Source organism: Bacteroidales bacterium (assembly GCA_031275285.1).
GTDB lineage: Bacteria > Bacteroidota > Bacteroidia > Bacteroidales > UBA4181 > JAIRLS01.
On sequence record JAISOY010000037.1, the window covers coordinates 22,161 to 35,312 of the forward strand.

Consider the following 13,152-nt stretch of genomic DNA (forward strand, 5'->3'; position numbering starts at 1 on the left):
ATTCCCAAACGGAATTTGTAGCTCCAGAAACGAAATATGCTTTATTGTTAACAACGAATATCATTGATGAATTTCGAATAAAACTCTGATTAGCAACAGAGTGTGGGAAACAAGCGTTTTTTTTCGCATATATTTGTTTGTGGATCATATTGCCAAATTATATTATTATTAGTATAGCCATTTGAAATTAAAAATGCTTTATTGTTGGCAATAAAAACATCTGGTAGCGTAAGTCCTGAGGGTAATTGCATCACCTCCTTCCAAAAATCGTTCAATGTATTATATTCCATAAGAATGTTTCTAAAAATAGCATAGCCTTTTTTATCAATCGAAAATGCACGAATGAAATTGCTTCTTACCGTGTTTATATATGACCAAATTCCATTGATATGGTCATACCCCCAAGTTTCATATATGCCAGAATTATTACTTACCAGTACATAGCCTATTTGATCGACAATGAAAAATCGGTTCGATCGTATGGTAGATCCACAGTTTGTCCATTGATCATTTATCAGTTGATACATAAAAAATCTATCCCAAGCATCGGTGCAATAGATCATATCATCAATCTCAAATGCAGGATATCTAATAGAAATAGCCCGATTCTTCTCTATCCATGTATCATCAATCCATCGGTATTGCCATAGATGTTCGTTTGATGTATGGGTTCCATTAGGATAATTTACAGTTCCTCCGGTTACATACCCAAAATCAGATACAGAAAAACCGACAGCAGAATTTAAATTATATCCTGGAAAATTACTTTTTTTTGTCCATGGACTTATTATTTCAAAATTATTATGTGATAGTGTCTGATTTTGTTCAACTTTAACTTTTATAGGGGATGTAATAGAATAAATAGTATCGGGAATTCTAACTATCAGATAATTTGGACGAGCTTCTTTTACAGGAAGTTTAATTTGGTCAATATAGGCAAGATTAAAGCTTTTTATTGTTAAAAATCCTTTCCCTCTAATCTCAATTAATGATCCTGTTTTTTCAGAAGTCGGATAGATATCTGTTATATCCGGAGTATTATACGTGAAATTTTTATAACCATCTGCGATTTGTCCTGCTACTTGAATTGATACCGGTAGAGAGGGACTATTTTGAGATGTAGGGACAATAATTTTTATGAATGTATTGTTCGACTCTATGATTTTGACAGTCTCTTCCCCGACAAAAGCTTTTACATAGTTTACATCATAACCGAAATCATTGCCTTGAATAATTAGTGTGTCACCTGCTATTCCATTATCAGGAAATAATTGTATTATTTCCGGTTTTTTGTAGGAGAAAATATAATCAGTGGATACCATAAAGTCATCTACAGTCACGGATATTTTTGCCGGAATTGATTCTAAAGCTGGGACAATGATTCTTATTTTATTGCTGGTAATTTCAAGCAATGTTGCTTTTGTTTGATTAAAATGAACAACAGGATATTGAAAATATTTCCCGGTTAATTCTATAGTATCTCCGATAACCGCTTTATGATGATTGATTCCGATAATTTGAGGCGTAAAATACCGGAAGGCATCAATCAGTTGTGAAGTTTGACCGGCTGTTGTAACAAAAATATCGGCAATTTCATTTCCTTTTGAAGGAGGAATGATTATTTTTAATGAAGAGTCACTTGAATTTATTATTTGGCTCTGTTCCTGTCCCACATATACTGTATTACCCCATTCCTTCGGGTTGAAATTTTTACCTTTAATCAAAACTGTGTCATATTTCATTCCTTCACACGGAAAAATGGAATTTATAATAGGAGCTTCACTTCCCTGACTTTCAAAAGATATGGCTTCACTATAATAAATATGATCTTTGTTTTGGGCATATGCACTTACATAATATTCTTCTCCCTTTTCCAGGTTAGTGCTAACAAAGGCTCTGAATGAACCTTTACCTTGGGACGGGCCAAGAGATATACATCCCCCGGTGGTTTTAGTAATAATAGGAGAATTCTTTCCATAAACGAACCCATGGTCTATAATTTCTCCATCTCCGTCATCTAAGAAAGAAGCATTGAACATTGCTCCTCCGGGATTAATATTGGTAACAGGCCCCGTTAATACTCGTGGATAATTCGGGTCCATGCTTTTTTCCGATTTATTACATCCATATAAAACGATTATTCCGGCAATAATATAAATGTAAAATCTCATAATATACAAAATCAATAGGTTAGAAAAATATTCCGGTAGAAATGTTAATAGACTGGATATTGATAGAGACTTCCTTCTCCTTTTTAGACATGTAACTATATTGGATTTGGGCAAAAAACAGGTATTTATCTTTCAAGAGATGCTGAACTCCCAAATTGATATCACCGCCCAAAAGATTTTTGAGAAGAACATTTTTTAACTTTGTACTTGACGGACGTATTTCATTGTGAGAAGATACCGCATCTATATATTCTTTTTTTGATGAATTTAATAAAAATGCATATGAAAAGCCGACAGCTATAGTTGGTCGCCACTGTCCCTTTGGATAAACATATTTAGGTGCTACCCCTAATTTCATCAGATGGCTATAAATATGAATATCTTTAAATGAATTAGGACTTATAAAGTTAGTGTAGTAATAATATTTAGTATATAATCCATATAATTGTAAGAAAAACTTTTCATTAATCCTGGGCATAGAATATTTGATATTGACCCCCAAGCTAATATTAGACGAACAATCGAAATTATAGTCAGAATGAATGTTGTCTTTTATTTTTATACTTGATATGTCAAGACCAAGCATGGGAGCAATATGTACTGTTATTAATGGTTTTTGTCGCTCATAAACAATACATTCACTTTCGTCCATACAAGTATGTTTGTGATAATCTTTAGCAATGTCGATCAAAGAATTGTGTTCTAATTTTGCTTTTTCAATAGTTTCATTCATTTCCCACACTTGGAGGACTCCTTTAAGAGTTCCTATATATGTTTTTCTTGTTCTTATTACTTCTTTGTCACCAGTATGTATTTTTCTTCGATCTATTTTCAATTCAGATAATCTGTTGTTTTTTTCAATAAAATAATAATCAGTGAATTTCTCATCTCGATAATAATATAAGTTAGCCATACCATTTACCAGAAATTCCAGAAAAACTTTTTTACCATTATCAAGTTCCTTAGATATATAATACCTACCATCGATAAACCGATAAGCAAAGATCTCATCCGGCAGATAGTCGATTGATTGATTGGTACTGTTCTTTGTAAATGAACATACTTTTGAGTTACGAATATCTCCCCGATAATCAATTTGTCCGTATATAGTGTCAAGTTGATTTGTAATAATATATCCATCACGAAAATCACGCTGTGCAAAACAAAAGATAGTAAATAATGTGGAGATCGCGATCGACAGTGAGATTTTTTTCATGAAAGAAATAAGAAGTTTTTATCAAATAATAATAGTGGTGTACGGATTAATGTGATTATTTCACGAAACAAAGATAGCAAAATAAAATAGAGTTGCAAACAAATATTTAACCAATTGTAAAAATCATTAACCATCTCTGGAAATATTAGTTATGAGAAAAAAAGGTGGCTTTTCAACTTAATAAGTAGGTTTTGTATCGCATCAGAAAATAAAAGTTGTTGAAATCATTTTTCTATCCAATAGAATTTATAATAAATAAGACAAAAAATGGACTGATTTATTGCTGATAACTAATAGATTATATATATACTTATTTATTTGCGTAAAAAATACGCAAATAAATTTGGAGAATTGTATTATTATATATTATCTTTGCGTAAAATAAACACAAAGAGTTTGCAAAACCATAAATGTCAGATAAAATGGATTATATAGACATAATTCTTGATACGCAATGGTACCTTGATATTTGCAGGGAACATGAAGATTATATTTTCCTTGCTAAGAAGCTTCACCCGGATATATGTGCCGATGCACGTTCCATTCAGGCATTTACGCACTTGAACCGTTTAAAGCGCGATTTTGAGAAAGGTTACATTTTCAGGGATGAATCCGGGGAATATCGTTCCAATTACCTATATCATCGATGGAATGGAGACAAAAGTCTGCTGAAAGCCTCAAAAGCGAATTACGACAGGTTGTTGCAGGAAGCGAAAGACAACTTCGATGCAAAGTCGTTCGGACATTTCATGAATTATTTACCATCAAATCTTGAATTTGAAGGAGAAACGCTGGTGTATCGTTCGCAACACAAATGTGTTCCTTTGAGTAAGGTCATTATCCGAATTGCTGATGATGACGCCCGCAACAAGCATATCAACTGGATTTATTCCCGTCTGATAGAATTTGTGAGTATGCTCGAATCGATGAACATCACTCATGCAGGTCTGAATCCCGACTCGGTCTTCGTTATTCCGGAAATACACGCTATTAAGGTAGTTACATTTTACCATACAGGCATGGGATCCATTTCGACCATCAACGGAAAATACAGGAATTATTATCCTGCACAGTTATTCACCGATAAAACAGGAGGCGCTTATGTGGATATCAGTTTAATCAAAAAGACAGCTATTTGTGGACTTGGCGATGTCAGCGGCTCGGGAGTGAAACTCAGGGCCGATGCAAGCATCAATCAGAATGTGCTCGCCTATCTGATGACACCTGAGTCCGATGCTTTTCAATCCATGAAAACATGGAGGAGTATATTGGATACAAATTTCATTAAAGAATTTATTCACTTAAATATTTAATACTATGGGAACAGGACATTATTCATCCAGAACCTACGATGCAGTTACACGCTCACGCGGATATGCATCAAAAACGGCAGACCAGATTTTTGCCGATTCACTCAAAGATACAATGAATCCGGCGAAGTTCAAAAACGGCATACGCGAATGTCGTGATTCCGACGACCACCCTTATAGCGTCCCTATCATGGTATTTGTGGATGTTACGGGATCTATGGGAAGCATACCCCACCACCTGATACAAAACAAGTTCCCGGGTTTAATGGATACATTGATCAACCATGGGGTTTCCGACGCACAGATATGTTTCGGCGCCATCGGCGACCATATCTCCGATCGTGTTCCGTTGCAGGTGGGACAGTTTGAGCAGGAAACGACCAAACTGGTCGACAGCCTTGCCGATATTTATATCGAAGGATGCGGCGGTGGGCAGGCAATGGAATCATATCCGCTGGCATGGTATGTGGCTGCTTATCATACCTCGACCGATGCATTCGAAAAGCGTGGGTTGAAAGGTTTCCTGTTCACGATTGGCGACGAATCTTTTCACCAGAAGTACAGCGGACGTTTCATCCAGGAACTGATGGGATTCAAGGAGCCGACTGGAGACTTTACAGCACAGCAATTATATGCCGCAGCGTCCGAGAAGTACCATGTGTTTCATATCCATGTCGAAGACGGCAGTTATGAAACAGGACACATCGACAAGGAATGGCGCAAGCTACTTGGCGAACGCTTTCTGGTGCTGAACAACAGCGACAATGTGGCCGAACTGATAGGTACTACTGTTTCAGTGATCAACGGTGCCGATATGGCTGCCATCCTCGAAACATTCGACACGAAAACAGCTTCAACCATATCTAATGCGCTGGCAAAGATCGATACGCTGATGCCGAGAAAACTGGATAATGATGCATCGGTTATTGCATTGTAACAGAATGGAATATTATTAAAAAATACGGGAAGAAATGGGTAATGGTTGTTACTTCCTGCAATTCACAATGGCTAAAATGTTTTTTTGACTCAAAATCTCCTTGAAAGATGAATGCAGTATATGAAATTCGTCCTATATGTATCGAAGAATGGCTACCCGACAGATGTATGTCCATAAAGGAGCCGTTGGAAATACATAATTTAATTCCCCAACACGGTTGCCCTAACTTGTTATTTGACAAATCGCAAATCCGGGATAGGACCGGATTCGAAGCTTTTTACCATGATGTTTTGAATCGTTTTACCTGTTGTGGGTTTATCGCCTGGGAAAAGGACAGGATCATCGGTTATACGAATTTCTTTCCTCATGAAATAGCCCGGAAAATAAAATTTTATGGCTGGGGCGAAACGGAAGAAGAACAACCCGATACACTAATCCATCATTGCATTTCCATTGTCCGGAATCCGGATTACAGGCACATAGGGATCGGCAGCAGCTTAATACGGCATTCGTTGGAATGGGCTAAAACCAATCAATGGAGAAGGTATGAAGTCCATCATGTTTTGCCAGACATCGATAAAGGAACAGTAAGTGAACAAAAATCTGTATTGTCTTTCTGGAAGAAATTCGGATTTTCAATTATCGGGGAAGAAGAAGCAGACGAGAAGACCAGAAAATATTACGGAGTAAACAAAAGATATTCATTAGCATTGGATATCAATCATTCATAGAACATAAGTTTATAAAAATAATCATTAAAATGACCAGGGAACAAAGAATACAAAATGCGGAACAGACGCTTCGCATCATAGAAAAAGGTGATTATCCGGCCGGAGGCCGAACAATCGACATCAGCAACATTATCCGACAATCGGTGAACGATAGCGAGCTATTTTCACCCGAAACACTGGAGGAATACAGATCAAAAAGTTTTGACAAAAAATTCCGGACGACTATTGAAGTCCGTAATCAGACATCGATGGAAGCAGCAAGCGATTGTGTAAAGACAACTGGAAGAACAGGATGCCTGAATTTTGCTTCGGCAAAGAACCCTGGCGGAGGATTTCTCGGTGGAGCATTGGCCCAGGAAGAATGCCTGGCTTCGGCATCGTCGCTATATCCCGCACTGATCAAATTTCAGAAAGAAATGTACGAATACAACAAATCCCGACGGACATACCTGTATTCGGATTATATGATTTACAGCCCCGATGTCTGTTTCTTCAAAAACGACGATGGCGAATTGCTCGAAAATCCTTATCAAATAGATATTATCACCAGTCCGGCAGTCAACGTAGGCGCCATGTATCAGAACAATACAAGCGAGTTGCCGTTGGTTGAGAAAACTATGATGAAACGTACGGATAAACTTCTTTCCCTGTTTGCAAACAAAGGAGTGGAAACTCTGATCTTAGGTGCATGGGGATGCGGAGTATTCCGTAATGAACCGCAAAAGGTGGCCGGATATTTTGCGCATTATCTGGAAAAGGGTGGTAAATACGATGGCATATTCGGTAAGATCGTATTTGCGGTGTTTGACAGAAGTAAAAACCAGGAAAACATCAATGCATTTAAAGAAGTATTCCGCAACTAACCATAAAATGCTGCCGGGATCAGGTAAATCATAACAAAACAGGAAGAAAATGATCGATATAGTTTTAGGTACAGCATTCGGCGATGAAGGAAAAGGACAGTGCGTCCATTCATTGGCAACATCCGACAGCCTGGTGATCAGATTTTCGGGTGGACATCAGTGTGGGCATACAGCAGTAACAGAACAGGGGTTACGTCATATCTTCTCACAGTTCGGTGCGGGAACATTTCGCGGAGCGGCCACCTACCTGAGCGAATATTGTACCGTATTTCCGACAGCTTTTTTCAACGAGTTCGAAGCATTACAGTCGTTGAATATAGAATTTCCGGACTTTTACCTACATCCGCTGGCTATGGTAACTACTCCGTATGATCTTGCATTCAACCGTGCATTGTCGATGATTACGGGACACGGTACCTGTGGTGTTGGGTTCGGAACTACCTTACAACGTAATGAAGATTTTTATCATCTCTATGTGAATGACCTGTTGAATCCATACATGACTGATACAAAGATGTCCATGATCAGACGTTATTACGACGAAAAGGTCCGTTCGCTCAACATCAGTTCACGTATCACGTACGAGAATGAACTGGAAACGGCCATGAATCAATGGAATGAGTCGCTTTCCTTCTTCTCCGGTTTTGTGAAAGTAAAAAAGTTATCTGATATAGAACACCGTTTTGAACACTATATTTTCGAAGGATCCCAGGGAATATTGCTCGACCAGCATTTCGGTTTCTTTCCACATGTTACCCGTAGCAATACCACGTCGATCAATGCATTGGAAATGATTAGAAAAAGTCCCGTGCTGAGTAAAGAAGTGATAAGCACTTACTATGTGAGTCGCTGCTATCAGACACGGCATGGAAACGGCCCTTTTCCCGATACGGAAACGGTTGAACTGGTCAACCTGCATACAGAGTCGAACCATGAAAATGACTGGCAGGGAATCTTCCGCATTGCCAGACTTGATTTCGGATTGTTACAACACGCTTTAAATTGTGATATCATACAAAATGATATGGGTCGAAAGATACTGATTGTTACCTGCCTCGATCAGTTGAAAGAATCCGAATTGTTCATGCAGGAATTTCATCAAAGCAGGATCGAACAGCTATTTGACGAAGTACATTTTAAAGACAGGCCTGACTGGGAATAATGATTTTCCGGTAGCGAACAAAAACGCCTGCTTTTTATGGTGATTGTTTCTACATTTGTTGAATGGAAACAAATAAAAAACGTTTGGACAAAAATGGATATTTTTTGGGAATTAGCTTTTCAGGAAAAGCAAGCCATGTGGGGATTTGAACCCGCCGATTCGGCCATCTTCGCAAAAGATTTTTTCCTTGAAAAAGGAATTAAAAACATATTGATCCCCGGTATCGGTTATGGAAGAAATGCTAAGATCTTTCTTGAAAACGGTATAGCTGTCACAGGTATCGAAATATCGGAAACAGCCATTGCACTGGCACAGAAAGCGGGACTCACCGTTCCGGTTTATCACGGTTCGGTAACCGATATGCCTTTCAATGATCAACATTACGGAGGGATATACTGCTATGCACTGATCCACCTCCTTAATGAACCTGAAAGGAAGAAGTTCATCAGTGATTGTTATAATCAGCTGGAAGATGGCGGGTATATGTTTTTTGTCACTGTTTCGAAAAAAGATCCTATTTGTGGGAGAAGCAGACCTCTGGGAAATGATACGTTCGAAACACAGGCAGGTGTTCGATTGTTTTTTTACGATAAGAACTCTATCGAACAGGAGTTTGGCCAATATGGACTGATGGAGTTTTGGGAAATCGAAGAGGAGATGAAATTTAAAGAAAACCATCCATCCATGATATTCACGTTGATCAAATGTCGGAAATGAGAACCAATAGACAGAATGATGATTCTTCACTCACACATCCTTAAATCCGTGTTCAAACCTTTTTAGGTCTGTACCTTTGATGGCCGCTTCCACCAGTTCGGGCAGGCGATCGGGGGTGCAGGCAAAGCAGGCGACACCCAGCTTGCTGATTTCTTTTGCCAGATTAACGTCGTAATCAGGTTTCCCCCTATCTGAAAGCGCCAGCAAAGTGATGACTTTTACGCCTTCCTGATGCATTTCGTTGAGGCGGCGCAACAATCCTTTACGTACTCCACCTTCATAGAGGTCTGAGATAAGGATAAATATGGTCTTTTTCGGATTCTCAATAAGGCTTTGACAGTAGGCCACAGATTTATTGATATCTGTTCCGCCGCCTAACTGCACGCCGAAAAGCATGTCCACAGGGTCGTTACGGCACAGTTCTGTCAGGTCGGTGATTTCGGTATCGAAGGCAACCACATGTGTGTCGAGTGCAGGCATACTGGCAAAGATGGAACCCATCACGGACGAATAGATGATGGAATCAGCCATGGAGCCGCTCTGGTCGATGTCGAGGATCACCGTCCAGCTTTTTTGCCGCTGGGTGCGTTCGAAGAAATAAAATTTTTCGGGGATGATTCGTTTTCTGTCCATATCGAAATTTTTCAGGTTTCGGTTGATGGTGCGTTTCCAGTCGATGGTGGCAAAGTTGCTGATGGGCGAATGTTCCTTTTTATTCAAAGCACCTGTAACGGCACGGCGCAAGTCCTGTTCGAGCCGTTTCATGATTTCATCGACAACTGATTTTACCAACTCGCGGGCGGTATCCTTCGATTTTTCAGGTATCTGCCCTTTCAACGCCATCAGTGTACCGACCATGGAAATGTCGGGTTTGACGTTCCTGAGCGTTTCGGGTTCGAGGAGTAGTTTTGTCAGTCCTTTGCGTTCGATGGCGTCGGATTGGATAACGCTGACCACATCCTGCGGGAAAAATGTACGGATGTCCGTCAACCATTTGGCCAGGTTAGGCATGGAACGGCCTTTTCCGCCCTGTTTACCTCCCGAATTTCCTACTCCTGTTTGTCCGTCTCCGTCATAAATAGCAGCAAGCGCTGCATCCATGATGGATTCTTTTTCGCTGAGCGCAGCATTGTCGAATGCCTGCGAATCGCCGCCGAGGATCAACCTCCAGCGTGTCATATTGGTATTTTGTTCGTCTGTGATCATGCTAAAACTCGAAATCAAAATCATTCAATTCATCCAGTTTTTCCGTCTCCTGTTCGGTCAGGTCGGCCTGCAGCAGTTCAGCAGTGGCTTCGGCGCCCATTCCCCAGAAATCGCCGAGCAATTCGGCAATGCTGTTTTTCTGGTTGGGTTCAAACTGTCCGAAAGCGCGGCGCAGAAACACCACAGAGCGAAAAAACTCTTCTTCGTCAAGACTTTGCACATAGTTATCCAATTCGCGCCATAGCGATATTCTTGATAATAAAGCATATCTGTTGCGTCCTACAAGTCCTTCGATCCACCCTGCGCCCAGATCTGCAGGCACACCGGGAGACAAGCGTCGCGACACCTCCTTCGAGCAATCCTCCTCGTCGGCCAGATTGTGCTCCAAAAGGATGGAAAAAGCCGTTCCCGATAACTTCGTATTCAGATCATCGCGCCAGGCAAGGGTTTGCAGTTCCTTCTGCCATGTTTCGGTATCGACTAGTTCATATTGCTCCCGCGAAATATTTTCCATTACGTTGATGGCTTCCACGATGCTTGTTGCCGCCTTGTCGTCGCAGGTGGAAGCATCGACCAGCAGGAGCGAAGCCCGCAAGAAAAGTTGCTGAAGGACAGGCACAAGCGGTTCGAGGTTGAACTGGCGCAAGTCGCCGTATTGAATCAGTACAGACAATTCCCGAGCAGCAAAAGCCGTTTCCCTGAAGTTGTTGGAATCGACCAGTAATGTCTGTAATGTACTCAGGGCATTATCAAAGATATTCACCAGATTACATTCACAGGCATCGCGGATTACTTTGGCTGCAAGGGAAATATCGGCACAGTTGGCCAGGCGTTCTTTGAGTTCGTAAGCCGTGGCTATTTCAAGGGTTTCACCTTTGAGGTTGGCCTCCACCACTTCTATTTCCACTTCTGGCGTCCAGCGCAGGTTCCATTTTTCGGCCCATGTAGCGCTGTCCTGCGAAACATGCAGTTGTTCGGCAAAGTGGATGTTCAATACTTTCAGGCGATGCAGGAAGGTAGAACGGTTCAGGTCGATGAAAGCCGCCTCTTTGGTTTTCACCTTAAGGTTTTCCCGTAGGTCGAGAACCAGTTCCTGAGCTACTGCGGTTTTGTAATTCAATAGTTTCAACCGCTTCAATTCCTGATTCATGTCCTCCTGAACAGGTGTCTGGCTGACTCCTTCAGGCAGGAAACCAATGGCTGTACCAATGTCAGCCATATTCAGGGCCTCGGCAACAACGGACAGTTCGCCGCCTCCGAAACAGGTCACAGCTGCATCGTGAAGGTCTTTCAGCACGGGCGATGCACCCGAACGGAGCGAAGTCAATGCCTGACTCAGGCGTACGGCTTCAATGGCACTGGCAGATGAGGCATTATTGCCCTTTGTCCTCAGTTCGCGGGCAATAACGGACATATATGTGGCAGGAAGTTCATCCAGCGCATTCCGCCGGATAGCGTCCCACATCATCCCGAAATAAAAAGGTGCTTTGTTTCCCGCGCCATAACCTGTGCGGCTGCTCAACCTGAAATAAGAGTAGGGCATCAGAGTGATCTGTGTCGTAGTACGTGGTATTTCCTCCAGTTCTTTTCCGGTCATGGGTGGCACATCATCCAGTATACCAGCGACATGGTACGCCCCGACGATCACAACGATTTTTTCGGGTTCAATACCTTCGTCGATGGCCCTTTGAATCTCCATACGCATGTGCGCCTCACGGATATGGTTGTAGGTGAAATCGTAAGGTACTGCTTCGAATTCCCTGCCGATAACGATTTCCCGCATCTGCGTGGATTGGTATGCCAACCCGTCCCTGAAACTTCCCGCATTAAGGTTATGTTCAAAATTCCGCTCCCAATAGCTCTCGTAATCGTCTTCACCATATTGTATGGCCACCTTGTCATACAAGTCATTATGAAAACGATAGAAAGCATTGGCTTCCTCCGGTTTTTCATCTTTTGCCTGTTTCAGCTTCAACAGGATGTCCGAAGGCAGGTCGATGAAACGTACATCTTTCTTCTTATGGACACCCCAGCATATTGCCTGGTATTCTGGCGAATAGTCGGCAAAGGGATATAGCACGGTTTCGATAGGCAGCTCAGTGGTATACGCCAGCAAAGCCACAGGCGGTTTTACTCTTTTGTCGGCCAGGTGAAAAAGGATTTCACCCGCATCGGCAGGCCCTTCAATCAGGATGCAATCGGGCTTCTTTTCTTCAAGGTATCGAAGCAGATGCCACGACGCTCCGGGTGAAAGATGCCGCACTCCGAATATATTGATTTTGTCGGTCACGATTTTTCAGCCGTTCATTTCGCTGCATGAATTATACAACCCGCGCCAGTCGGCTCCGCGTTTTTTCATCACGTTTTCGAGGTATTCCTTCCACACGATCTTATCCTTGTCCTCATCTTTTACCACAGCGCCCTGCAAACCTGCCGCCAGATCCTCGTCGGCGATTTTGCCATTACCGAAACTACCCGCCAGCGCCATACTGTTGGTGATGAGCGATATGGCTTCGGCAGTAGAGATCACTCCACTCGGCGATTTCAGCTTTTGCTTTTCATCCAGCGTCATGCCCTGCCGCAACTCACGGAATACAGTAACGATCTTTTCGATGGCATCATTAGTGGGCAAACTGGCTTTAAGACGGTAGTTTTTGGATATTTCCGCCACCCGTTTGGATACGATGGAAACTTCGGTATCCAGCGATGCGGGTGCAGGCAGAACGATAATGTTGAAACGACGTTTGAGCGCCGACGACATGTCGTTAACACCCCTATCACGCGTATTGGCGGTTGCGATGATGGAGAATCCGCGTTGGGCAGGTATTTCCTTTGCCAG

At 41.6% G+C, this 13,152-nt stretch carries 11 protein-coding genes; 6 read left to right on the forward strand and 5 right to left on the reverse strand.

The genetic code is table 11. The features are described 5' to 3' along the window. Nucleotides 1-89: 89 nt before the first annotated feature. Together LBQ60_03360 and LBQ60_03365 are read right to left on the reverse strand one after the other, a co-directional pair. Nucleotides 90-2,102, reverse strand: a complete 2,013-nt coding sequence (locus tag LBQ60_03360; protein MDR2036940.1) for an IPT/TIG domain-containing protein — start codon at nt 2,100-2,102, stop codon at nt 90-92. Between the two features lie 88 nt (nt 2,103-2,190). Continuing rightward, nucleotides 2,191-3,387 carry an outer membrane beta-barrel protein gene (locus LBQ60_03365; protein ID MDR2036941.1) on the reverse strand — a complete coding sequence of 399 codons (1,197 nt, stop codon included), beginning with the start codon at nt 3,385-3,387 and terminating at the stop codon, nt 2,191-2,193. Nucleotides 3,388-3,809: 422 nt separating this feature from the next. Here LBQ60_03365 and LBQ60_03370 point away from each other — a divergent pair, with 422 nt between their 5' ends. The 6 genes from LBQ60_03370 (at nt 3,810) to LBQ60_03395 (ending at nt 9,107) form a co-directional block, all read left to right on the forward strand. Then, nucleotides 3,810-4,700, forward strand: a complete 891-nt coding sequence (locus tag LBQ60_03370; protein ID MDR2036942.1) for a hypothetical protein — start codon at nt 3,810-3,812, stop codon at nt 4,698-4,700. 4 nt (nt 4,701-4,704) lie between these two features. Further along, nucleotides 4,705-5,634: a hypothetical protein gene (locus LBQ60_03375; GenBank protein ID MDR2036943.1), complete on the forward strand. Its 930-nt coding sequence runs from the start codon at nt 4,705-4,707 to the stop codon at nt 5,632-5,634. Nucleotides 5,635-5,741: 107 nt separating this feature from the next. Continuing rightward, the gene (locus tag LBQ60_03380; protein MDR2036944.1) at nt 5,742-6,365 is read left to right on the forward strand and encodes a GNAT family N-acetyltransferase; all 624 of its coding nucleotides are present in this window, start codon (nt 5,742-5,744) and stop codon (nt 6,363-6,365) included. Between the two features lie 29 nt (nt 6,366-6,394). Then, a complete protein-coding gene (locus LBQ60_03385; protein MDR2036945.1) occupies nt 6,395-7,228 on the forward strand; it encodes a TIGR02452 family protein in 834 nt (277 codons plus the stop codon). Between the two features lie 49 nt (nt 7,229-7,277). After that, nucleotides 7,278-8,390, forward strand: a complete 1,113-nt coding sequence (locus LBQ60_03390) for an adenylosuccinate synthetase (protein MDR2036946.1) — start codon at nt 7,278-7,280, stop codon at nt 8,388-8,390. 36 nt (nt 8,391-8,426) lie between these two features. Beyond that, nucleotides 8,427-9,107, forward strand: coding sequence for a class I SAM-dependent methyltransferase (locus tag LBQ60_03395; protein MDR2036947.1), 681 nt, complete (start codon nt 8,427-8,429; stop codon nt 9,105-9,107). A gap of 30 nt (nt 9,108-9,137) precedes the next feature. Here the strand turns inward: LBQ60_03395 and LBQ60_03400 are convergent, their stop codons facing one another. The 3 genes from LBQ60_03400 to LBQ60_03410 all read right to left on the reverse strand — a co-directional run. Continuing rightward, the gene (locus LBQ60_03400) at nt 9,138-10,313 is read right to left on the reverse strand and encodes a VWA domain-containing protein (GenBank protein ID MDR2036948.1); all 1,176 of its coding nucleotides are present in this window, start codon (nt 10,311-10,313) and stop codon (nt 9,138-9,140) included. Nucleotide 10,314: 1 nt separating this feature from the next. Continuing rightward, nucleotides 10,315-12,603: a DUF5682 family protein gene (locus tag LBQ60_03405; GenBank protein MDR2036949.1), complete on the reverse strand. Its 2,289-nt coding sequence runs from the start codon at nt 12,601-12,603 to the stop codon at nt 10,315-10,317. A gap of 6 nt (nt 12,604-12,609) precedes the next feature. Further along, nucleotides 12,610-13,152 (reverse strand): AAA family ATPase (locus LBQ60_03410; protein ID MDR2036950.1); only part of this gene is annotated, 543 nt, incomplete at its 5' end.

What these genes read in the sequence shown, in the direction of transcription:
- LBQ60_03360 (MDR2036940.1), bottom strand. Translation starts at nt 2,102, where the DNA reads ATGGACCCGAATTATCCACGAGTATTAACGGGGCCTGTTACCAATATT.
- LBQ60_03365 (MDR2036941.1), bottom strand. Translation starts at nt 3,387, where the DNA reads ATGAAAAAAATCTCACTGTCGATCGCGATCTCCACATTATTTACTATC.
- LBQ60_03370 (MDR2036942.1), top strand. Translation starts at nt 3,810, where the DNA reads ATGGATTATATAGACATAATTCTTGATACGCAATGGTACCTTGATATT.
- LBQ60_03375 (MDR2036943.1), top strand. Translation starts at nt 4,705, where the DNA reads ATGGGAACAGGACATTATTCATCCAGAACCTACGATGCAGTTACACGC.
- LBQ60_03380 (MDR2036944.1), top strand. Translation starts at nt 5,742, where the DNA reads ATGAATGCAGTATATGAAATTCGTCCTATATGTATCGAAGAATGGCTA.
- LBQ60_03385 (MDR2036945.1), top strand. Translation starts at nt 6,395, where the DNA reads ATGACCAGGGAACAAAGAATACAAAATGCGGAACAGACGCTTCGCATC.
- LBQ60_03390 (MDR2036946.1), top strand. Translation starts at nt 7,278, where the DNA reads ATGATCGATATAGTTTTAGGTACAGCATTCGGCGATGAAGGAAAAGGA.
- LBQ60_03395 (MDR2036947.1), top strand. Translation starts at nt 8,427, where the DNA reads ATGGTGATTGTTTCTACATTTGTTGAATGGAAACAAATAAAAAACGTT.
- LBQ60_03400 (MDR2036948.1), bottom strand. Translation starts at nt 10,313, where the DNA reads ATGATCACAGACGAACAAAATACCAATATGACACGCTGGAGGTTGATC.